Below are 23,487 nucleotides of genomic sequence, written 5' to 3'. Positions count from 1 at the left end.
AATTATCAAAAGTTAAGTTTTCCATAAAATTATTCAACCAATCCTTTTACCTCATCAAAATTCAATCCTCCATAATTTCCAGAGCTCATCAATAACAAAGCCGAATTTTCCAGATTTAAATTAAACAGGTAGTCTTTAAAATCATTTGGATTCGTATAAATAATCAAATCTTCTCTATTGAAAGCTTTCGCAATTTGCTCATAGGTCACTTCTTCCAATTGCTTTATTTTTACAGCATCCGGCGAGTAAAAAACAACGGCAACATCAGCATATTCTAGTGCGCCTTCGTATTCTTTCAAGAACTCGGCATTCAAACTGCTGTAAGTATGCAGTTCCAAACAAGCTACAACTGTACGGTTTGGATATTGCTCTTTTACCGCTTTGGTCGTTGCTGCCACTTTACTTGGCGAATGGGCAAAATCTTTGTAAGCCACTTTGGTTTTGCTTTCGGCAATTTTCTCCAAACGTTTCGAAGCCCCTTTAAAACTAGCAATCGCTTCGTAGAAATCGGCTTCATCAACTCCCATATTTTGGCAAATCCATTTGGCTCCTGCCAAGTTATTTAAATTATGCGCACCAAATACTTCAATAGGCATAAATCCTTCGGGAGTTTCCAAAAGTGTAATGCCGTCTTTTACCTCATATTTTGGAGTCGTATAAGGTATTTTTCGAATAGGATTAGCCGCTTTTTCGGCAACACGCTTTACTTCTGAATCATCTTCATTGTAAACCAAAATACCGCCGTTTGTAATTTTATCAATAAAAATTTCAAACTGCTCCACATAAAAATCATAAGTTGGAAAAACATTGATATGATCCCAAGCAATTCCCGAAATCAAAGCAATATTCGGTTGGTACAAATGAAATTTAGGCCTTCTGTCAATTGGAGAAGACAAATATTCGTCTCCTTCCAAAACCATAAAATCATTTTCTTCGGTAAGATGAACCATAGTATCAAAACCTTCTAACTGCGCTCCAACCATATAGTCCACTTCGATATTGTGGTAATGCATCACATGCAAAATCATTGAAGTTATAGTCGTTTTCCCGTGAGAACCGCCAATTACTACGCGCGTTTTATTTTTGGACTGCTCATATAAAAATTCTGGGTACGAATAAATTTTCAATCCTAATTCCTGTGCTTTCAAAAGTTCAGGATTATCAGCTTTGGCGTGCATTCCAAGGATTACAGCTTCGATATCGGCAGTGATTTTCTCTGGAAACCAGCCTAACTCTGCTGGCAAGATTCCTTTTTTCTCCAAACGGGATTTGGATGGTTCAAAAATCGCGTCGTCACTTCCCGTAACCTGATATCCTTTGTTATGTAATGCCAATGCTAAGTTATGCATTGCGCTTCCGCCTATGGCAATGAAATGTGTTTTCATTTATATTTATCCGTTTATTCGTTAGTAGGTTTAATCGATAAAATGCTGTCGAGTAACCGTTATTTTTTGTTTTTATACTCTTCCCAAACCTTATTAGCTTTCTCAGGCTGCTTCATTTTATTTTTATACAAATCGGCCAATTTTTGATAACAAACTTTGGATTCTCCTATCAAAATGGCTCTTTTATACTGCTGTTCGGCACTGGCGTATCGTTTAAAATATTCCTCGATATAGCCGCGTGACAAATACCCATCAACTGGTGACAATTCCCTTAATTCACCCGAATATTTGATGGCTTTGGATTCGCTTCCGCCCACAATTCCAGGCAGCTGCAGATTCAGTTCGATTAATGCCCAGCGTGCTTCAATATGTTTTGGGTTTAAAGCGATGGCTTTTTCAAAAGAAGACCGCACTTCGCCAATCATTCCTAATGCCTTGAATTTACTTACTTCCAAAGATTTCATTCCCAGAGCGCCTCCGTATTTATAGTAATAATTAGCCTCATTAGGTTTCAAAGTTTTCAGTTTTTTATAATAGCCAATGCATTTGTCCCAAGATTTTTCCTGACCAGCAATATCGCCTAAATATTCTATAGTTTTGAGATGATTTGGATTGCTTTTTAAGTAATTTTCAAAAACTACTTGAGCTTGGTCGAATTTCTTGTCAACAAACAATTTTTCTCCTTTTTCAAAAGATTGAGAAAACAATAATAGCGGGAATAACAAAAAGAAGTTTAGCAGTTGTTTCATCCTCCAAAAATAAAGAATTTCTAAAAGAATAGAAGTCTTTTAACTTAAAAATAGGAATGGAATTAAATTTTTCACAGCAATAAATTTTGCGAACTACTGACTTTAATAATCTGAACTCAATTAATATTTTTTGGAGCAGAAAAATTAGGCCTTTTCAGCAAGCATTGTCCCGTTTTCCGTTGCAATCTTATGCCCGAACCCCAGGCCATAAGGATTTCCACTGCACACGAGCTAAGCGAGCTGGCGAAGCAATCGGAGCTAAGGAGATAGATTTTTCCTTTTTGCCATTATCGATCTCAAATTAACCAAAAAAAGCGCAAAAGTTACTGACTCTTACGCTTTTGTATACTTAATAACAACCTCTATTTCGCTGGCTCCAGCTGTGTGCTTACTGCAATTCTGTTCCAGGCATTTATGGTAACGACAGCCATTATTATCTGGGCGATAGTATTTTTATCAAAAAACTGTTCCGCTTTTTTATACGTTCCATCAGATAAGCCGTGATTATGAATCAACGTAATTTCTTCAGTAATAGCCAAAATCACTTTTTCCTCCTCAGTAAATAATTCAGTTTCACGCCAAGCATTCAGTAAAAAAATACGATGAGCAGTTTCACCATATTTTAGCGCATCTTTGGTATGCATATCGATACAAAATGCACAGCCATTAATTTGTGAAGCTCGGATTTTTATTAATTCTTTATATGTTTTTGACAATTGGGCTGTTGCCAAGTAACCTTCCAAAGCATACATCGCTTTAAAAGCCTGCGGTTCAATTTCGTTGATGTCTATTCTCTTTTCCATTTTTTTGTTTGTTTTAAATTAACAGGGCAAATTTCGGGAACTGATAATGGAAAAAACTTAAACCAGTTTAAGAACGCTTTTTATTTCTGATTTCACTTAAATATTCTGGTGTAAAACCAAGAAAAGAAGCAATTAAATATTGCGGAATCCGCTCTACAAATTCAGGATATGAATTGCGCAAATGATCGTAGAATTCTTCTTTAGAAAAATCATACAGATATTTCAATCTTACCTGTGTAGCCGCATAAGCCCGCTGATAGACAAATCTAAAATAGCGTTCCATTTTAGAAAATTCTATCAATAATTTTTCCTGTGCCTCGCTATTGATCACTAAAATTTCTGAATTTTCGACCGCCTGAATATAGAAATTTGTAGACAAGCCCCGCTCGTAAGCAAAATTGTCTGTCATCCACCAATTTTCTATGGCAAATTCGATGGTGAGTTCTATCCCTTTTTCGTTGAGAAAAAACTTCCGCAAACAGCCGTTCAGTACAAAATAATGCGATTTACAAATTTGTCCCTGCACAAGCAAATTTTCTTTTTTCTTAACCTGTATTACTTGAAAAAAAGATAAAATACCCGAAAACTCTTCTTCGTTTATTTCAATAAATTTTTGCAGATGGTTTTTAAATATTTCAGACATTTTTTCTTTAACAATTTCATTCTTACTCATCTCTTTACAGATCATTCAATCCCTTGCCAACAAGAATTTGAGGCATACATTTCTCCACTCGTGATTCTCTCTTTTTGGATTGTTTTGGCGCCGAAAAATGGAGTAAATAGGCTTTTTGGCGTCCTGGAGTTAAGGCATCAAACGCCGTTTTCAAGACAGGTAATTCGTCCAATTTCTTCTGAAATTCTTCGGCTACGACAAATTCTTCTGTCTTTTTGAATTTCACTTCCAAACCGGCTTTTTCTACTTCAATAGCTTCATAAATATGAGCTTTCAAAATAGCTTCCTGCTCAATTACTTCCCTAACATCTGTAAAACGAATCTGGCGCGCCGCCTGTACATTCTTCGATTGCTGGATTAAAATACCATCGGCATTACTTAACAAAGCACCTTTGAAAAACAAAAAAGCACAATAGTCTTTAAACTCGTGTATTAAAACGATGTTCTTTCCCTGAAACATATAGCAGGGAGTGTCCCATTTCAGTTCTTCGGTCAGCTGACATTCCAGAGCAATTCTTCTTAACTGCTCCAATGCCGACTGCCATTTTTCAGATTTACTAAAATAAAAATCAACTTTAGGATTCATATTGTTCATTTATCGATTACTAAAAATTGCTTTTGCCAGACAGAAAATACAACTGCATTTCTTAGAAAACAAAAACTGGGAGTCTCAAAGATATTGAAAAAATAATCATTTGGTTTTAACCAAAAAAGCAGTAATTTGTACGAAAATCATTTAGATAAAATCCCTCATGAAAAATTTTTATTTAGCCTTTCTTTTTATATCAACTTCACTATTTGCCCAACAATATGAAAAGGATTGGAATAAGGTTGTCAAGAACGAAAATGAAGGCAAAATAAAAACTGCCAATGAAATTGTTGCCAAAATCTACAAAAAGGCAGTTTCCAAAAAAGAGGAAGTACAAATCATTAAATGTTTTTTTTATTCTTCCAAATATTTACAAGTAGTTGATGAAAATGCGCAAGCCAAAATTTTAAATAATTTAAAAACGCAAATCAAGCAAGTCAGCATTCCTTCGCAAGCAATTTTGAATTTCGTTTATGGGAAATGTTTGAGTGAGTATCTTGACAGAAACGGCTACACTATTCGGAGCAGGACTAACACAACCATTCTGGATGAAGATTTTTTGACATGGAACCAAAACGATTTTAACACTCAAATTAATTTAACTTTTGAAAAAACACTTGAAAACGAAGCTGTTTTAAAAGCAACTCCTTTAACCAATTACGAAGCAATTTTTGATTTTTTAACTTTAGAAAAATTCAAAAAAGAAAATCTGTATGATTATTTGCTAAAAGAAAACATTGTTTTTTATAAATCCAAAATAAATGAATGGCAGTTTCAACCCAAAGAATATGAAGGTCAAAAAAACACTCTTTTGGGGAGTACTGATGAATTCACAAAATTAAACTTGGATTTCATCAAAGATAAAGACCTAAAAAAAGTACTTTCCTTTTATCAAAAATTAGAAACTGATTCTCCAACTTTCGAAAACAAATTGGAACGCATTTTATTTTGTTCACAATTCCTCATAAAATCAAATGAAGAGTTGTTAAATGCTCTAATTACTTTGGAAAAAGAAACAAAAGAAGCAATTCAACTGCAAAAAATTCAATTAGAAAAAGCAACTGTTTACGCCAAATTAGCTTCCAAAGAAATTCATCCTGATTACAACACCAAAGCGATTTCTGAATTAGAAAGTATTTTGACAATTACAAATAATTCGAACGCCTACAAATTGGCTATTCAAAAAAAAGAAGAACTGCTTTCAAAAAACATTCAAGTTGAACTTCAAAAATACATTTATAATAAAGAAAACGCTAGAGCTTTTATTCGATATAAAAACACAAACAATTTAACGATTTCTATTTTTAAAATAAATTACAGCAAAATTGCCGAATTCTATAACATACCCCACAAACGTGACAGTTTGGCTACCCAAATTGTAACTAATAAAAAGCCATTAATCAAAAAAAGTTACGAACTCATTGACAAAAAAGATTATTTCGAATATACCACCGAAGTCGTTTTACCACAGTTAGAAACTGGCAGTTATTTGGTTTATTTTGAAAGCGAAACCAATTCCAAAGACAAAAAAGGTTATGGCTACGAAACCATCACCGTTTCTAATATTTCGGTCCTGGCAAATGCAAAAGCTGGTACTGAATACTACACTGTTCTCGACAGAAAAACAGGTAAACCGATGGAAAATGTCATTTTAAAATCAGCCTATTTTGAAATGAAAACCAATACTGACGGTTTGGCAACATATAAACAAAAAGAGGGCACCAACAGCTATTCCAATAATTTCCCTATTCTATTAACCACTGCTAATGACACCATTTTAATTAGTAAAAACTACGTTGCATACGGCATTGATTATTCTAAAAAAGACGAAGATGAAAACTTCAAAGGAAAAGTAGAATTCTACTTAGACCGAGCCATTTATCGCCCAGGGCAAACCGTTTTTTTCAAAGGAATAGCCATTCAGAAAAGACAAAATACAACAGTTATCATCCCAAAGACCGATTTCAAGGTTACATTAAAAGATGCCAACTACAAAGAAATTAAAACAATCAAAGTTACAACCAATGACTTTGGTTCCTTTTGGGGAGAATTTGTTTTGCCAAAAACAGGGATAACAGGGAATTTTTTCATTGAAGCAACAAAACCAGAAAATTCAGAAAATTACTTTATCCTCATCAAAACTAAAGATGAAAATCCATTTTGGGACAATGTGAATTTTGAGTCCTCGAGACAAGTATTCAAAGTGGAGGAATACAAGCAACCAAAGTTTGAAGTCACATTTGACCAAAGCAAGGAAAGCTATCAAATCAACCAGATAATTACTATAAATGGAAGTGCAAAAGCGTTTGCAGGAAGCAACATAACGGATGCCAAAGTAAATTATCACATAATTCGAGAAACATATACTACAAATGGTGTGAGTTATACTTGGAAAGGGCTTTCGGCTAATATCGCTACCGGAGAAACAAAAACTGATTCCACAGGTAAATTCTATATTAAGTTTAATGCAGTACCAGATGACCAGGTGAATAAAGAAAAACTGCCTATTTTTGTATATCGAGTAAAGATAGATGTTACTGATTTGAATGGAGAAACTCATTCAACCCTTTTTGAAATTAACATTGGATATCACGCTTTGAAACTAAAAGCTACAATCCCAAAAAGAATAGAAACTAAAGACAAAAATGAAATCCTGCTCAATAGCTCTAATCTAAATGAACAATTTATAGCTGTTAAAGGTGAAATAAAATTATATCTTCTAAAAGAAAATAGTTCGAAATTCAAACCTAGAGTTTGGAGTATCCCTGAAATAAAAAGTATTTCTGATCAAGATTTTAATCATCTTTTCCCTTACGAAATCAATGAAAAAACAGACTTCCTATTTGAGCAAGGCAATTTGGTTTTTACAAAATCCGTAAATACTGAAAAAGACAAATCCATTCCTCTTGATTTCATTTCTGATTACAAATCTGGAAAATACAAAGTTGATTTTACGGCAAAAGATAAATTTGATAACCCAATCACTGTCAGTACGATTTTTGAAATTGCCCAAAGTAAAGACACTCTAAATCCGAGCAAACTGATTACTTTAAAACAACTCAATAATGACCCTAAAAAAGACGGTTTTATATTGGTACAATTAAAATCCGTCATTCCCGAACTTTTCTTAACCACAACTGGGAATTACAATAGTAAACTGTTTTTTGAAGAAAATACAATTTTAAAAAACAATCAAGCCATTGTAAAAATTCCATTAGGGAATGAATTTAAAAATTTCGTAAATATCGGTTTTGATAGTGTTTTCGAAAACCAAACCTATACCCAAAATTTAGTTGTTACTTTAAAAGAAGAAGAACCTAAATTAGATTTTAGCATAGAAAGTTTCAGAAACAAAATACAGCCCGGAAGTGCTGAAAATTGGTCTTTTAAACTTAATGCTACCAATACTGCAAAAGAATTCGAAATACTGGCATCAATGTATGACAGTTCTTTGGATCAATTTACGAAAGAAAATTGGCAGAGTTTAACCTTTTATGAATACAACTACAATGGATTGAATAATAGATACCCTATAGGATTTGACAAGACCAGCTCATCAATCCGTAATCTCAATCCTTATTTAAAAAGAGTGGAACTTAATAATGAAACCACCAAATTAATTTGGTTTGGATTTGACTTTAATGAAACGTATTCTGTGCATCAGCAAAGAGAATACCAAAAACAGCTCACTAAAAAAACAAAAAAACCGCTCAATGCCAAATTAATTTCGGGCATTATCACTGATAACACCGGACTTCCCTTACCTGGGGTAAGTATCTCAATAGATAGAACACAACGAATCACTTCAACCGATTTTGACGGTTTTTATGAAATTGAAGCTGCAATTGGAGAAATATTAAAAATTTCCTATATGGGTCTTAAAACAAAAACCATTAGCGTCTATTCCAATAAGTTAGAAATTCAGCTGGAGCAAGAAGATTCTTCATTACAAGAAGTTGTTGTTACAGGTTATGGGGCAATGAAAAAGAAAAGTCTGACTGCGGCAACTGTTGAAGTTATCGAAGAAGACACATCTGTTCATAGTTTAGCCGGCATAGAAATGAACCTTGAAGACAAAGCATCTGGGATCACAATCAAAAGCACATCAATTAATGGAAAAAATGTTAATCCGCTGTACATTGTAGATGGAGAACCTATGCCTTTTGAACAAGTACAATTAATAACTCCATCGGATATTCTTTCGATAGATATTTTAAAAGATGCCAAAGCCACTGCTTTATACGGAAGCAAAGGCGCAAACGGCGTAATCATCATCACAACAAAAAAATCATTAGAAGCATTAACTCAAGTAAAAGCTAGAAAAAACCTCTCTGAAACTGCTTTTTTTCTTCCAAATCTAAAAACAGATGCGAAAGGTAAAGTGAGTTTTGGTTTTACTTCTCCAGAAGCTTTAACGGCTTGGAAACTTCGTCTATTGGCACACAACAAAGACGCTGTAACTGGCTATTTGGAAAAAAGTGTTATTACTCAAAAAGAACTAATGATTACGCCTAACTTCCCTCGTTTTTTTAGAGAAAAAGACACCATCGTTATCAGTGCGAAAATCTCGAATATGACCAATGGAGCGAAAACAGGAATTGCTATTTTACTGCTTTTTGATGCGACAACTATGCAGCCAATAGATGCAAAAATGTTGAATGCAAAAAACATCAAAAACTTTACGATTGCTTCTTTCGGAAATACAACTGCCAGTTGGACAATTACTATTCCCGAAGGACTGCAAGGGGTTCAATATAAAATTTTGGCAAAAGCTGGAAATTTCTCTGATGGAGAAGAAAACATCTTGCCAGTTTTGACAAACAATATGCTGGTTACCGAAAGTATCCCAATTTGGGTTCGTGAGAATTCAAAGAAAGAATACATGTTTGATAATCTAAAAAACAACAATTCTACCACTTTAAAAAATCATCAATTTACATTAGAATATACATCGAATCCATCGTGGTTTGCGATTCAATCCTTGCCCTACTTGATGGAATACGAACACGAATGTGCCGAACAGACTTTCGCTCGTTTTTATGCAAATGCATTGGCTAACAAAATCATTAATAGCAATCCAAAAATAGCTACCGTCTTTGAAAGTTGGAGAAAAAATGGAAAACTAAATTCCAAACTGGAAGAAAATGAAGAACTAAAATCAATTATTCTTGCAGAAACGCCTTGGCTCAACGATACACAAAGTGAAGACGAAAAGAAAAAAAATCTGGCTTTACTCTTTGATTTAGAAAAAATGAAAACTTCGCAACAGGCCGCTTTTGACAAATTAAAACAAAAACAAAAACCTTCAGGAGGTTTTGCCTGGTTTGACGGAAGCGATGAAAACGAATACATCACCCGACATATTTTAGCTGGATTAGGGCATTTGAAAAAATTAAATTCTGATGATGCAACTATTGAAAAAATAGATGAGATTTCCAAAAAAGGAATTCCGTTTATAGACAGCAAATTTTTAGAATATCATAACGCAAGAACCAAAAACTTGAAAGCAACTGATAAATTGATTTGGATAAATCCTAATTCTGATTTGCATTATCTCTATACGCGCAGTTTTTATCTAAAAGACTATCCGCTTTCCGATACTTTAAAGAAAGTAACCAAACGCTATTTAGAAACTGCCAAGGAAAATTGGCTAAACTATTCTTTGTATGAAAAAGGGATGACTGCTTTGGTATTGAATCGTTTTGGAGAGACAACTGCTTCCAGAAAAATTCTTGAAAGTCTAAAAGAAACGGCTTCCAATAACGAAGATTGGGGCATGTATTGGATTGCAAACAAAGCAGGCTGGTATTGGTATCAGGCGCCTATAGAAACTCAAGCATTACTGATTGAAGCTTTTTCAGAAATTAATAACGATACAAAATCTGTCGATGCAATGAAAGTTTGGTTAATCAAGAACAAACAAACCAAAAACTGGTCAACCACAAAAGCAACCACCGAAGCAGTTTATGCTTTACTGATGCAGGGTTCTGATTGGCTGAGCGTAAAAGACAACACAACTTTCCAAATTGGAGAGCAGAAAATAGTGAGCAAAAAACTGTCCGAAAATGAAAAAGAAGCCGAAACAGGTTACATCAAACTCAACTGGAAAGCAGATGAAATCAAAAAAGATATGGCCACAATAACTATTACCAATAAATCGAAAGTACCTGGATACGGTGGAGTTTATTGGCAATATTTTGAGGATTTGGACAAAATAAAAACCAATTCGGGAACTAATTTGTCTATTGCAAAAGAATTATACGTCAAGAAAAACACAGACAAAGGCCCTGAATTACAAAAAATCACAGCTTCGAATGTTTTGAAAATTGGAGATTTAGTTACCGTTCGAATACTCATTACATCCAAAGAGGATATGGAATTTGTTCACTTAAAAGATATGCGAGCTTCCTGTTTTGAGCCTGTAGATGTATTATCTGGATTCGAATATAAAGGTGGTTTAGGATTTTATAAAAGCACCAAAGACGCTGCAACACATTTCTTTTTTGATCAAATAAACAAAGGGACTTATGTGCTGGAATATGATATCCGAGTGAATAACACAGGAAATTTCTCTAACGGAATTTCAACTATCGAAAGTATGTATGCACCGGAATTTACCAGTCATACTAAGGGGATTCGGTTAAAAACCACTCAATAAGTATCGTCAAACTTTTTCATCAACCGTCTCGTCTCAACCTGACGGTTTTTTTATATACAAATAATACTGAGAACACATTGGGATAACATAGCGGTTTTACTTTCGTAAAAACTAAAAATGAAAAGACGAAGAAAAATTCCGCTGGTAGTTTTAAGTGATGTCCACTTAGGAACTTACGGATGCCAAGCCAAAGAATTACTGCAGTATTTAAAATCAATAAACCCTCACACATTGGTTTTAAATGGAGACATCATCGACATGTGGAGTTTTACCAAAAGCTATTTTCCGGCATCACACATGAATGTATTGAGACAGATTATAAAAATGTCAAACCTCGGCACTCGGGTAATCTATATTACTGGAAATCACGATGAAGCGTTACGTAAATATTCCGATTTTATTCTAGGTAATTTCGAATTAGTAGATAAACTTATTCTGGATTTAGACGGAAAAAAAACATGGATTTTTCACGGAGACGTATTCGATTCTTCGACTCAGGGTTATGCTAAAATATTGGCCAAACTAGGCGGAAAAGGCTATGATTTATTAATTCTGATTAACAGTCTGATAAACTGGTTTTTGGGACTCTTAGGCAAAGAGAAAAGAAGCTATTCTAAAATGATTAAAGACAGCGTGAAGAAGGCTGTTTCCTTTATATCTAATTTTGAAACTACTGCTGCTGAAATCGCCATCCAAAAGAAATACAGTTATGTCGTTTGCGGACACATTCACAAACCTCAAATGAAAGAAATTGAAAATGAACACGGAAAAGTATTGTATTTAAATAGCGGTGATTGGATAGAAAACCTTACGGCATTAGAATATAAGAAACAAAAATGGAGCCTTTACCATTATAAAAAAGAACACTACACAGGCTCTGATTCTACTGAGGAAAAAGAGATAAATGACATTGTCAACAAAATTCTTTCCTGAGAACCCTAAACAGCAAGCAATGAAAATATTTTACGCAATTCAGGCAACAGGCAACGGACACATTAGCAGGGCCATACAATTATATCCTTATCTGCAAAAATTTGGGGAGGTTGATTTTTTCTTAAGCGGCAACAATGCCAGTCTTGATATTAATTTGCCGATAAAATTCAAAAGCGAGGGATGCAGTCTGCATTACAGCAAATGCGGTGGTTTGAATTACTGGGATATTGCCAAGAATGTAAAGCCAAGGCAAATATATAAAGACGCCAATATACTGCCTTTAAAAAACTATGATGTAGTCATCAATGATTTTGATTCCATCACGTCACTGGCGTGCAAAATGCAAAAAGTACATTCCGTACAATTTGGACATCAAGCCAGTTTTCAATCGCCATTAACTCCCAGACCCAACAAAAAAAACCTTATGGGCGAAATGATTCTAAAACATTATGCCCCTTCGCCAAAAAACATTGGCTTGCATTTTGATAAATATGATGATTTTATTTTCCCTCCCGTTATCAAAGACGAAATTGTAAATGCCGATCCAAAAAACAAAGGCCATATCAGTGTCTATCTGCCATCGTTTCAGCAGGATTGTTTAGAAAAAGCCTTCAATAAACTTCCTAATCTAAAATTTCATTGGTTTTTAAATAGCGTACAAACCAAGCACACCATAAAAAACATTACTTACTACCCTGTAAATCAAGCATTCTTCAACAAAAGTCTTATAAACTGTGAAGGAATTATCACAGGTGGAGGCTTCGAAACACCTGCTGAAGCCTTATATCTGGGCAAAAAAATACTTTCAATTCCTATCCGAAAACATTATGAGCAAGAATGCAATGTGGCGGCGCTCAAAAAACTGGGCGTTCCAGTATTGTATGATATTGGCGATGACTTCGATTTAATCATCGAAAGCTGGCTAGATTCGCCAATAAAGTACCCAACCATGAAAGCCAATAATATCAATGAAACCCTGCAGTTTTTATTTGATACTTATAATGATTAATGCGAATCAAGGGTTAAAAAGTTAAGTTTATAAAGGCAGCTGCGATCTTCCCAAATAGATGTACTAATAGTCCTTTAGTGGATCTAACTTTGCCTGCTCTTTGAATATTTGTTTTTTCAATCAACCAATTAAAAAAGGATTCAAACAGAGTTTTTTTCTTTCTCAAAATCAGAAAAGAACTCTTTATTTTGATAGATTTTATCACCAAAAAAGATTCTATCTTCTTTAGTTGACCATACTTCTTTGAATACGGTTAAATCATTGACAGATGCTGGAGTAATTTGTATCTCCTCGGGAAAAGGAATTCTATTTTCTCGTCTAAAAGCTAACGCATGAAGTTTTACCCCATAGTAATACATGCTTTTTGTAGAACAATATCCTTTATCTGTATGTCTTTGGCAACTTTTCCAGAACGCTTTCCAGAACAAGTAAAATAGGCATTGAGTCCAGTAAGCTTTGGTCAGAATAGCATTCTTGGGGGTAATGTTCTGAAATCAAGTTAGCAGCTAAATGTTTGAAAGACTCTGATAATCTATTTAATCTATTTGAAAATGCAGAATAAGAGCCTAGATTTGGAAACCATAGACGCAAATAGTCACCGGCAAATTTGTGAATTTGTTTTACGGTAAATTGTTGTTCTTCCTCAATTGCAAATAAATAAATGGTCATAATTTCTTCATCTGTTAAATCCGGCTTATCGTTGTTGCTGAATCGTTCACAAGTATATTTTAAATCTTTTTCAAATCTATCACAGATTGTTAAATAAATATGTACTAATTTTAGGGCTTTAGTCTGGTTAATCATATGTTTAAAAGTGCGTTGAATACACCTTAAATGTACCGATTTTCAGACTTTAAAACAAATTATTTGAAAGTTATTTCTTTCTTATTTTGTCGCCTTGGCAATTGATTTTCAACCCTTGATTCGCATTATTTACTATTTTTAAGTTTAAATCCTTAAAAATTGCTTTGTTTAATATATTTGCTGTTAACCCTTCAAATATATTCCCAATAGTTGGACGATGCGTAATGTCATTTTCGTTTTGTTTAATTTTTAATAAAGCTTTTTTTTTAAATTCCTCTATAAAATCTGAAACTGTTGAAATCATTATTTATTTTTTAAAACATTTTATTTTAGATTAAATTTTTCGTTTTCAGGGAAGCTTGCCACTAACTAGTATAATGTGTGACACAGTCACACATATCCACCCAAAATCGGGTGTATAAGTGTGATAAAATACACACTTTTCTCAAAACCAAATGTACATATTAATCCTTACAAATCATCAAAGGGACTTTTTATCTGCATGCTGCAATTACTCTATTTGCTTTTCATTCTCGGCAAGTTGGGTTTTTAGCCCCATTTCTGTTTTTCACCACAATGTTTTGAAAATGTCTTATGAAAAACTAAAGCTGTAAACTAGCCCTGATGGAAGCGGCATCTCCCGATTTAGAAAACAAGGCTTTTTTTGCCGTAGTTTTTGTTAATCGGGAATACAGCGGACAGCAGGAGTGAAGCCGATGAAAAAACAGAAAACTGCTGCTCCTAATTTTTCGGATTCTGATAAAAATAAGAAACCCTTTCAATAAAAAAACTGAAAGGGTTTTGTGTAATCTGAAGTCTGCAAACTGAAACCTGCAGTCTAAAATTTTAGCTTTCCATGTAAGCTTCGATTGGTGCACAGCTGCAAACTAGGTTTCTGTCTCCGTAAGCGTCATCGGCTCTGCGCACAGAAGGCCAGAATTTGTTTTCGGCGATATAATCTAATGGGAAAGCGGCTTGTTCTCTAGTGTAAGGGAAATTCCAAGTCTCGGTTGTTAGCATTGCTAAGGTGTGAGGAGAATTTTTCAATACATTATTACTGTCTTCGATTGTTGCGGCTTCGATTTCTTTTCGGATTGAAATCATGGCGTCACAAAAACGGTCTAATTCTTCAAGGTTTTCACTTTCGGTTGGCTCGATCATTAAAGTTCCAGCAACTGGGAAAGATACTGTAGGTGCGTGGAAACCGTAATCCATCAAACGTTTTGCGATATCGGTAACCTCGATTCCCTTTTGTTTGAAAGGACGGCATTCCAAAATCATTTCGTGAGCAGCACGACCCATTTCGCCAGAATATAAGGTGTCGTAATGACCGTTTAATTTTTCTTTGATGTAGTTTGCATTTAAGATGGCGTGTTCTGTAGCGCTCTTTAAGCCTTCGGCACCTAACATCGAAATATATCCGTAAGAAATCAAACATACCAAAGCAGAACCCCAAGGAGCTGCAGAAATAGCCGTAATAGCTGTTTCTCCTCCTGTCGGGATTACCGGATTTCCAGGCAAGAAAGGAACTAATTGCGGTGCTACGCAAATAGGGCCAACTCCAGGACCTCCGCCACCGTGAGGGATTGCGAATGTTTTATGTAGGTTTAAGTGACAAACGTCTGCACCAATAGTTGCCGGATTTGTTAATCCAACCTGTGCATTCATGTTGGCACCGTCCATATAAACTTGTCCGCCGTTATCGTGAATTAATTGTGTAATTTCCTGAATAGCGCTTTCAAAAACACCGTGCGTAGATGGATACGTTACCATCAAACAAGATAAATTGTCTTTGTGAAGAATTGCTTTTTCGCGTAAATCTTCTACGTCGATATTTCCGTTTTCCAGCGTTTTTGTAACCACCACTTTCATACCGGCCATAGCTGCAGAAGCAGGATTTGTTCCGTGAGCAGATGATGGAATCAAAGCGATATTTCTGTGATCATCTCCGCGTGATAAGTGGTAGGCTCGAATTACCATAAGTCCTGCATATTCTCCCTGCGCACCAGAATTTGGCTGTAAAGTTGTACCAGCAAAACCAGTAATAACGTTTAACTGCTCTTCTAGTTTTTTTAGCATTTCCTGATATCCCTGTGCTTGATCAAGTGGTGCAAAAGGGTGAATGTTGTTCCAGTTGGGGTTGCTTAACGGTAGCATTTCGGCTGCAGCGTTCAATTTCATCGTGCAGGAACCCAGCGAAATCATCGAGTGATTTAGTGCTAAATCTTTGCGCTCTAACATTTTGATGTAACGCATCAAAGCAGTTTCCGAATGGTGTTTATTGAAAACATCATGCTCCAAGAAAGCGGATGTTCTGTTTAATGATTCTGGGAAATGATTAGTTTCTGTTAATTCAGATATTGTTGTTGCTTCTAATGATAATGCTTCCGCAAAAATCGAAATAATGTCATTTACATCAGAAACGCTTGTGGTTTCATTTAATGAAATGGAGATTGTGTTTTCGTCAGCGTAATAAAAATTCACTTCGTTAGCCTCGGCAGCTGCTTTTACTTTTTTAGCATCAGCTTTAACTAAAATTGTGTCAAAGAAAGCTGAGTTAATTTGCTGTACACCTAATTTTTGCAATTCGTTTGCCAAAGTAGCCGCTAATGCGTGTACTTTATTAGCTATATACTGCAGTCCTTTTGGTCCGTGATAAACGGCATACATTCCTGCCATAACAGAAAGCAAAACCTGCGCTGTACAAATATTTGAAGTTGCTTTATCACGTTTAATATGCTGCTCACGAGTCTGCAGTGCCATACGTAATGCACGATTTCCGTTAGTATCAACAGTCACACCGATGATTCTTCCCGGCATAGAGCGTTTGAATTCTTCTTTGGTTGCAAAATAAGCAGCGTGTGGTCCGCCGTATCCTAACGGAATTCCGAAACGCTGTGTTGTTCCAACTACAACTGCAGCTCCCATTTCTCCAGGAGGCGTTAATTTTGCCAAACTTAAAATATCAGCAGCAACGGCTACTTTAATTTCGCTTGCAGCAGCTTTTTCAATAAAAGCGGTATAATCGTAAACCTGTCCGTATTTTCCAGGGTATTGTAAAATAGCTCCGAAGAATTCAGCAGAGAAATCAAATGCTTCGTGGTTTCCAATAACTAATTCAACCCCGATTGGAGTAGCACGAGTTTGTAATACAGAAAGGGTTTGAGGTAAAATTTCTTCGGAAACGAAAAATTTATTTACGTTGTTTTTCTTTTGATCACGAGAACGAACGTCCAGCAATAAAGCCATTGCTTCGGCAGCAGCAGTACCTTCGTCTAATAAAGAAGCATTTGCGATTTCCATTCCTGTTAATTCGATAACCGTAGTCTGGAAATTTAAGATTGCTTCAAGACGGCCTTGAGCGATTTCAGCCTGATACGGAGTATATGCCGTGTACCAACCTGGGTTTTCAAAAACATTTCTTTGGATAACTGCAGGAACGATTGCTGCGTTATATCCTAATCCGATGTAGGTTTTGAAGATTTTATTTTTATTTCCTAATTGTTGAATATGGTTTGAAAATTCATATTCGGTCATTGCCGGATCTAAGTTTAAAGGTGCTTTCAAACGAATGTCGTCCGGAAGTGTTTCGTAAACAAGTTGTTCGATCGATTCAACTCCAATGGTTTTTAACATGTGTTGAAGATCTGTTTCTCTTGGACCAATGTGTCTTAAAGCAAAAGCATCTGTTCTCATTTGTAGCTATCTATTTTTTAAAAAAGAAATGTAATTAGCAAAGTATATTCTTTAATTTAAATTAAGTTTATATCAGGATTATTACATTTTACAGTAAATGTGTTGTTTTTTTGTGGCGCAAAATTAAGTATTATTAATAATTTAATGGGTATTTTTAGCGTCAATTTTTGTGAAATTTATAACTAAAGAGTTGATTTGTTAATAATTGATTAGGTTTAAGAAATGAAACTATTGAAACATATATTGAATTTTTATTTGAATAGCAGTATTCATGTGGCTTTGTCCTGCTATGCACTGGTGCGGATTACGTTTCATGTGTTTCATATTCAGTATGATGAACCAATGGCTTTGTTTGTTTTTTTTGGAACAATTGTGGGGTATAATTTTGTTAAATATGATGCCTTAGTCCGCGTGAAAAAAAAGCCAATAAGAAATCAGTTAAAAATCATTGCACTTTTGAGTTTGGTTTCTTTGGTTTTAGTAGGCTATTATTTTTTTCAATTAGAAAGAATTACTCAAATAGTTTCTTTTGGAATTCTTGCCATAACGGCATTGTACACGCTTCCGTTTTTCCCAAACAGAAAAAATGCCCGAAACTGGGCGGGAGTAAAAATTTATATTGTAGCTGTCTGCTGGGTGGGAGCGACTTTGGTTCTGCCCTTAATAAATGCTGGGATTCCGTTTACTGCAGATTTTTTTATAAAATGCATACAGCGTTTTATTTTGGTTTTTGTACTTATTTTAGTTTTTGAGATTCTCGATTTAGCCAATGATGATCCGCATCTGCAGACTGTACCGCAAACGATAGGCGTAAAAAAAACAAAACTTTTGGGATTGTTATTGCTCGTTCCGTTTTGTTTATTAGAACTATTGATATCAACATTCAATTATAAAGATCTTTTTATTAATATGATTATGGTTGCAATGTTGAGTTTGTTTATTGTTTTTGCTGCTACAAACAGATCTAAATATTATACTTCATTTTGGGTTGAAGCAGTGCCGATTTTTTGGTGGATTTCTCTTTCTTTAATGCACTGATTCGATTGAGGGATTCTTTTATTTTCATTGAAATTCACTATTTATTGTTTTAAAAACATAATAACTGGTGAATATAATCATTAATAAAGCATAATAACTGGTGAACATAATAACTAAAAAGCATAATAATTGGTGAATATAAAATATTTTATTACATTTGTTTAAAATTTATGGGATGATAATAAGGAGTTTAATAGATAGAATAAGGGATAGGCTGAATAAAGGAAAGGCTATTGTTCTTGTCGGGCCTCGTCAGGTGGGGAAAACGACCTTGATAAATGCTTTGTTAAAGGATATTTCGTATTTGTTTTTGGATGGAGATGATTCGGTGGTAATGGATACTTTATCGAATGCTAATACAGAAACTTTAAAGAGCATTATAGGTGATTACAAATATGTGTTTATTGATGAGGTACAGCGTATTCCAAACATTGGTTTGAAACTAAAAATCATTGTGGATCAAATAAAAGATGTTCAGGTGATTGTGAGCGGTTCTTCGGTATTGAATATTCACAATCTGACGCAGGAACCGCTCACTGGAAGAAAATTTGAATTCCAAATGTTTCCTATTTCTTGGACAGAATTTGAAAATAATGTGGGTTACATCAAAGCACAACAGCAATTGGAATTGCGGTTGTTATACGGAATGTATCCGGATGTAATCAATAATTTTGGGAATGAGTATGAGATTCTGAAAAACTTGGTGTCGAGTTATTTATACAAAGATATTCTGGCTTTGACTGGTATTCGAAAATCCGAAGTATTAGAAAAAATTCTGCAGGCTTTGGCATTGCAAATTGGAAGCGAAGTGAGTTACAACGAAATTGCACAATTAGTGGGTGTTGATAAAAATACAGTCAGTAATTATATTGATTTGCTTGAAAAAAGTTTTGTGATTTTTAAACTGAACAGTTTCAGCCGAAATGTTAGAAATGAAATTAAATCCAACAGAAAAATATATTTCTATGACAATGGTGTTCGGAATATGCTGATAGGGAATTTTAATTTTTTGGAGTTCCGTCAGGATAAAGGAGCGCTTTGGGAGAACTTCCTAATTTCAGAGCGAATGAAAGTATTGAGTTATCAAAACAGTGTAGCGAAACCTTATTTTTGGCGTACCACACAACAACAAGAAATTGATTATATCGAAACCGTTGCCGATGAAGTCAATGCCTATGAGTTCAAATGGAAAGCTAAAAAAGTGAAATTGTCTAAAACTTTTTCGGACAATTATAAAGGGAGTTTTACAGTTGTGACTGTAGAGAATTTTAGGGAGTTTTTGAAGATTTAGTTTTTGGAAATATTTTTCAAAGTTTTATTTCTTTCTAAAAAATTGTGTAAGATGTCTTTTCAAAAACAAAACTTCAAACAACTTTCCAAAAAATCTCAAACGGAGTTTCATACTGCAGTTTGTCTTTCATAGCAGTAATTCCATTTTCTTCTTCAGGAAAATGTTCCTTTTTTTATTTTTTCACTTCCATTTATCTGCAAAATAGTTGTGGAAATTTATTATTTGGTTTGGATTTTATGAGTGAATTTAAAAAAGTTTATATTCTTTATTGAGTTATTTTTCGAATATAATTATATGACGGTCATGTGTTTGTGGATTTTATCGATTTGGTTTTTTGTTTAAAATGTATCCTTATTTATGGTTAATTATGGTTTTTTGATAAAACAGATTAAAAAAAAGTAACTGTTTTATAGCTTCTTTTCTTTCTCTTGTAGCGTACAATCTTCATTTTGTAACATTTTCTTACTTAAGTCTATCTATTTGGTATAATTTTAAGATAAGAAAGTGGAGCAGAACCCACTTTAAAAAACGAGGCGGTTCTGAAAAGCCATACGAGTAAGAAAAATAGAAATACAGAAAAATATGTCAGATTTATTAGCAGGTGCTTATTTAGCAAAAGGCACAATCGGAAATGTTGGAACACCAGGTGCTCCTATCGCGGCATTTAGTTTAGTAGTTGTGCCATCACAGCACTCGGTATCAGGTACAGTTGTAATTACACAAGCAATAAATGGTCCTGATAGCCATATCGTTGTTCAGGTAAAAGGAAGAATATATTCTACAGGAATTGGAAGCTATACTCAGGTAGTGAGCTTACAAGGACAATACGTACATTCTGTTCCTCCACCTGCAATTGGTTCTTTCTTAGCAGAATTCAATGCTCATTTGGCTATTGATAATGCTTGGAACGGAAAAGGAGGCTTCTCTTACTACCAACACCAAATTGAAAATGTACCAGTTACAGCGGCAAAAAAATTAAAAGAAGAATTGGTATAAATCAAATTTTTACTAAACTGCTTAAAAAGATTGCCTAAACCGGGTAATCTTTTTTTTGTTTGTATTAATAAAAAATCAAAGTATTGCTGCTTCGGTTTTAAATACGTTGCTTAATTTTCTGCTATTCGTTTAAGTATATTATTTCTATTCAAAAGAAAATTAGTTAGGTGATTTTTTAAAAGAAAGTAATCAAATAATTTTCCAATAATACCAAATGGAGTTTCATATTGCAATTTGTCCGTCATTGTAGTAATTCTGTTTTCTTCTTCAAAAAAATGTTCGTGTTTGAAGGTTTTGAATTTTCCTTCTTCCATTTCATCAACAAAATAATTGTAAAAGGACATAGCTGTAATTCTGCTTTTGTGTGTGAGATAAAATCCGAAATGTTTCCCCTGCCAGGTTACTGTTTCGTTGAAGTTTATTAATTCTGAAGTGATGCCGGCAATTGCTTTCTCTTTTGATTTGCTAGCTGATTGCTGATGAATGTCTATATTTCGAGATACGTCAAAAACAGTTTGTATTGAAGCTTTAATTTTTGTTGTAAGGTTTATGGTTGTCATTTTATACTAGATTTTTTAATGCTTTTTCTAAAGTGTCGAATTTAAATTGAAAGCCATTTTCTAAAAGGCGTTTCGGGATTACATTTCTGCTTTTTAAGACTAATTCAGTTTCTGTTCCAATGAGCGCAGCCCCGAATTTTAATAACGGCTCACTAATTGGAATCCCAAACGGAATCCCAACCGCTTTTCGCAATAATGACATAAAGCTTTTATTGACAATTGGCTCTGGGGAAACAATATTTACAGCTCCGGTTATTTTATTTTCAATTATAAATTCGATTGCTCTTGCAAAATCTTCTTCATGAATCCAACTTATAAATTGATTTCCTTTTCCTTGTTTTCCGCCAAAACCCATTTTAGCTAAAGTCTTCAACGGAATAAATGCTCCGCCATTTTTGCCTAAAACTATTGAAGTTCTCAAAGCGGTTTTTAAAGTATTTGGAGTTTCAGTTTTAAAGAATGATTTCTCCCAAGATTGAGCAACATTCATGGAAAATCATTTCCGATTTCGCCGTTTATTTCGTCCATTTGCTTGTCTAATGAAAAATGATAAATTGTAGAAGTCGACGAATTTAGCCAGTGTTTCGGTGGATTTTTACAGTTTAAAACCGCTTTGTTTAAAATTTTCGTGCTTTCAATTCGGGACAACAAAATCTCTTTCTTATTCTTTTTCGTATAGTGGCAATCAACAGATTTTCCAGTGAGATTTATTAAAACCGTTGCATTTTCTAGTTCACTTTTCCAGTCAGAAAAAGATTTGGCATTCCAGTTAACGTATTTTAGAGAGCCAGTCGTTCGGTTATTTCCTCTAGTAAGAATTACAATTTGGGCGAATTTATCTTGAAAGTGATTTAGTAAGCTTTGGCCTAAAAAGCCAGTTCCTGCTGCAATGATGAGTTTGGTCATGGTTTTAGAATTAGCCTTGAAAGCTACTTTTGTTATTGAAGCAGGATTCAAGGCAATTTATAAATTTAAATGGTAAAACTAATTTTCTTCATTTTGAGCTTCTTTAGCTTTTCTTTTTCCTCTAAAAAAGAAATATAAATTCAGGAATAACATTAATCCGAGATAGATAGAAAAACCTCCAATTTTATAACTCAATGCTTCAATAAGTGATTGATAACTATTGTCATAAATACTCAATTGTAAAATCATTAATGCAAAGCCCAGATTAAGAAGATAGAATCCTGTTTCAAAAAGTTTATTTGTTGCATTTGCGATTTCTTCTCTGCCTCTAAAAATGTCCAACATGTATATTTTTCCGTTTTGAAATAATGTTTTTGAAACATAATAAGTTAAGAAAATTGCAATTGGTAAATAGATTGCGTAACCGATTAGAATTTTTGTAGTTTCCATGATAATAAGTGTTTAAGTGTTATTTAATTAATTTGTGAATGTATTTGGTAATGATTATAATGTTTGTGTAATGCAATGCTGAAATAATAAAAACAATGGCTGCCGTTTTTATAGCGATAATTTCAATAAGTTGGTTTGTTGAAAGTATTTTTTCCCATGAAATCAAAGTCATTGCGCAGTAACCAATGTTTAGAAGATAATAAGCCAATAGTAATATTTGGTTTATTTTTTGGCACAAATCACTATGATTTGGAATCAATTCAGCGACATAAACATTTCCGTTTTTATAGCAGATTTCACCAACTTTCAGAATAATAAAAGCCGTAATGCTGAGGTAAATAAAATACCCAATGATGTTGAGGTTCATGATTTTATTTTGTTTTAAACTTTCAGAAAAAAATGAAAGTTTTGATTAAATTTTTTTAGTTTGAAATTTACTTCATAATTTTTAGAACCAAACGCCCTAACCAGTTTTCATTAAATTCGGTCATTTTATCTAGCATATTATCTGCTTTTAAAACGAAATCATACAATTTAGTGGTTTGATCAACAAAGTGTTTTTCTTCTGCAGAATCTTTTGATTCGATTGATGAAACTTCCTTTAAAATTTTAAGAGCTGGTTTAATTTCTCTTTTACTTCTTTCTCTGGAAATTTTGGAAGCTAATTCATCCAAGTCTTTTTCGGCAGTAAAAAATTCTCTGCGTTCGCCTGCTTTATATTCTTTATAAACAATTCCCCAGTCCATTAAAGCTCTTAAATTCATACTGGCATTGCCACGAGAGATTTGCAATTCATTCATAATATCTTCCATCGAAACTGCTTCGTTTGAAACCATCAATAAAGCATGGATCTGTGCCATGGTTTTATTGATTCCCCACTGAGAACCTAATGCTCCCCAGGTTTGTACGAATTTATTTTTTGCTTCTTTGAATTCCATTTTGGATTT

At 34.1% G+C, this 23,487-nt stretch carries 19 protein-coding genes and 1 pseudogene; 6 read left to right on the top strand and 14 right to left on the bottom strand.

The window, feature by feature from the left end:
- Window positions 1–29: 29 nt before the first annotated feature.
- The 5 genes from murC to CLU83_RS20375 all read right to left on the bottom strand — a co-directional run bounded on the left by murC (window position 30) and on the right by CLU83_RS20375 (window position 4,196).
- On the bottom strand, window positions 30–1,385 hold the full coding sequence (gene murC / locus CLU83_RS20395) for a UDP-N-acetylmuramate--L-alanine ligase (RefSeq protein ID WP_100433301.1): 1,356 nt from the start codon (window positions 1,383–1,385) through the stop codon (window positions 30–32).
- Between the two features lie 59 nt (window positions 1,386–1,444).
- Window positions 1,445–2,134 carry a lipopolysaccharide assembly protein LapB gene (locus CLU83_RS20390; protein WP_100433300.1) on the bottom strand — a complete coding sequence of 230 codons (690 nt, stop codon included), beginning with the start codon at window positions 2,132–2,134 and terminating at the stop codon, window positions 1,445–1,447.
- A gap of 362 nt (window positions 2,135–2,496) precedes the next feature.
- Window positions 2,497–2,937: a carboxymuconolactone decarboxylase family protein gene (locus tag CLU83_RS20385; RefSeq protein ID WP_100433299.1), complete on the bottom strand. Its 441-nt coding sequence runs from the start codon at window positions 2,935–2,937 to the stop codon at window positions 2,497–2,499.
- A gap of 67 nt (window positions 2,938–3,004) precedes the next feature.
- The gene (locus CLU83_RS20380) at window positions 3,005–3,580 is read right to left on the bottom strand and encodes a Crp/Fnr family transcriptional regulator (RefSeq protein ID WP_100433817.1); all 576 of its coding nucleotides are present in this window, start codon (window positions 3,578–3,580) and stop codon (window positions 3,005–3,007) included.
- Between the two features lie 34 nt (window positions 3,581–3,614).
- Window positions 3,615–4,196 (bottom strand): YdeI family protein, encoded by a 582-nt coding sequence (locus CLU83_RS20375; protein ID WP_198512319.1) that lies wholly within the window; start codon window positions 4,194–4,196, stop codon window positions 3,615–3,617.
- Window positions 4,197–4,362: 166 nt separating this feature from the next.
- Between CLU83_RS20375 and CLU83_RS20370 the strand changes: the two genes are divergently transcribed.
- The 3 genes from CLU83_RS20370 to CLU83_RS20360 all read left to right on the top strand — a co-directional run bounded on the left by CLU83_RS20370 (window position 4,363) and on the right by CLU83_RS20360 (window position 12,799).
- Window positions 4,363–10,857, top strand: coding sequence for an alpha-2-macroglobulin family protein (locus CLU83_RS20370; protein WP_100433297.1), 6,495 nt, complete (start codon window positions 4,363–4,365; stop codon window positions 10,855–10,857).
- 117 nt (window positions 10,858–10,974) lie between these two features.
- The gene (locus CLU83_RS20365) at window positions 10,975–11,790 is read left to right on the top strand and encodes a UDP-2,3-diacylglucosamine diphosphatase (protein ID WP_100433296.1); all 816 of its coding nucleotides are present in this window, start codon (window positions 10,975–10,977) and stop codon (window positions 11,788–11,790) included.
- Window positions 11,791–11,809: 19 nt separating this feature from the next.
- On the top strand, window positions 11,810–12,799 hold the full coding sequence (locus tag CLU83_RS20360) for a glycosyltransferase family protein (protein WP_100433816.1): 990 nt from the start codon (window positions 11,810–11,812) through the stop codon (window positions 12,797–12,799).
- Window positions 12,800–12,939: 140 nt separating this feature from the next.
- Here the strand turns inward: CLU83_RS20360 and CLU83_RS22325 are convergent, their stop codons facing one another.
- The 4 genes from CLU83_RS22325 to gcvP form a co-directional block, all read right to left on the bottom strand.
- Window positions 12,940–13,158 carry a transposase gene (locus tag CLU83_RS22325; RefSeq protein ID WP_232727207.1) on the bottom strand — a complete coding sequence of 73 codons (219 nt, stop codon included), beginning with the start codon at window positions 13,156–13,158 and terminating at the stop codon, window positions 12,940–12,942.
- Window positions 13,159–13,180: 22 nt separating this feature from the next.
- Window positions 13,181–13,603 carry a hypothetical protein gene (locus CLU83_RS22320; RefSeq protein WP_198512317.1) on the bottom strand — a complete coding sequence of 141 codons (423 nt, stop codon included), beginning with the start codon at window positions 13,601–13,603 and terminating at the stop codon, window positions 13,181–13,183.
- A 70-nt stretch (window positions 13,604–13,673) separates the two neighbouring features.
- Window positions 13,674–13,907: a hypothetical protein gene (locus CLU83_RS20350; RefSeq protein WP_100433295.1), complete on the bottom strand. Its 234-nt coding sequence runs from the start codon at window positions 13,905–13,907 to the stop codon at window positions 13,674–13,676.
- Window positions 13,908–14,449: 542 nt separating this feature from the next.
- The gene (gcvP, locus tag CLU83_RS20345) at window positions 14,450–17,299 is read right to left on the bottom strand and encodes an aminomethyl-transferring glycine dehydrogenase (RefSeq protein WP_100433294.1); all 2,850 of its coding nucleotides are present in this window, start codon (window positions 17,297–17,299) and stop codon (window positions 14,450–14,452) included.
- Window positions 17,300–17,521: 222 nt separating this feature from the next.
- On the opposite strand from gcvP, the gene CLU83_RS20340 reads away from it, so the two are divergent.
- The 3 genes from CLU83_RS20340 (at window position 17,522) to CLU83_RS20330 (ending at window position 20,624) form a co-directional block, all read left to right on the top strand.
- Window positions 17,522–18,337 (top strand): hypothetical protein, encoded by an 816-nt coding sequence (locus CLU83_RS20340; protein ID WP_100433293.1) that lies wholly within the window; start codon window positions 17,522–17,524, stop codon window positions 18,335–18,337.
- Window positions 18,338–18,512: 175 nt separating this feature from the next.
- Window positions 18,513–19,628 carry an ATP-binding protein gene (locus CLU83_RS20335; protein ID WP_100433292.1) on the top strand — a complete coding sequence of 372 codons (1,116 nt, stop codon included), beginning with the start codon at window positions 18,513–18,515 and terminating at the stop codon, window positions 19,626–19,628.
- Between the two features lie 582 nt (window positions 19,629–20,210).
- A complete protein-coding gene (locus tag CLU83_RS20330) occupies window positions 20,211–20,624 on the top strand; it encodes a DUF1842 domain-containing protein (protein WP_100433291.1) in 414 nt (137 codons plus the stop codon).
- 110 nt (window positions 20,625–20,734) lie between these two features.
- On the opposite strand, the gene CLU83_RS20325 is transcribed toward CLU83_RS20330, so the two are convergent.
- The 5 genes and pseudogenes from CLU83_RS20325 to CLU83_RS20305 all read right to left on the bottom strand — a co-directional run bounded on the left by CLU83_RS20325 (window position 20,735) and on the right by CLU83_RS20305 (window position 23,478).
- Window positions 20,735–21,184: an SRPBCC family protein gene (locus tag CLU83_RS20325; RefSeq protein ID WP_100433290.1), complete on the bottom strand. Its 450-nt coding sequence runs from the start codon at window positions 21,182–21,184 to the stop codon at window positions 20,735–20,737.
- 1 nt (window position 21,185) lies between these two features.
- Window positions 21,186–22,090 (bottom strand): annotated as a pseudogene (locus tag CLU83_RS20320) (TIGR01777 family oxidoreductase).
- Between the two features lie 78 nt (window positions 22,091–22,168).
- Window positions 22,169–22,540 (bottom strand): hypothetical protein, encoded by a 372-nt coding sequence (locus tag CLU83_RS20315; RefSeq protein WP_100433289.1) that lies wholly within the window; start codon window positions 22,538–22,540, stop codon window positions 22,169–22,171.
- 19 nt (window positions 22,541–22,559) lie between these two features.
- A complete protein-coding gene (locus CLU83_RS20310) occupies window positions 22,560–22,907 on the bottom strand; it encodes a hypothetical protein (RefSeq protein ID WP_100433288.1) in 348 nt (115 codons plus the stop codon).
- Between the two features lie 67 nt (window positions 22,908–22,974).
- Window positions 22,975–23,478 carry a GbsR/MarR family transcriptional regulator gene (locus tag CLU83_RS20305; protein ID WP_100433287.1) on the bottom strand — a complete coding sequence of 168 codons (504 nt, stop codon included), beginning with the start codon at window positions 23,476–23,478 and terminating at the stop codon, window positions 22,975–22,977.
- Window positions 23,479–23,487 lie beyond the last annotated feature (9 nt).

This window comes from Flavobacterium sp. 1 (assembly GCF_002797935.1).
GTDB lineage: Bacteria > Bacteroidota > Bacteroidia > Flavobacteriales > Flavobacteriaceae > Flavobacterium.
This window is presented reverse-complemented; position numbering and strand designations above follow the sequence as displayed.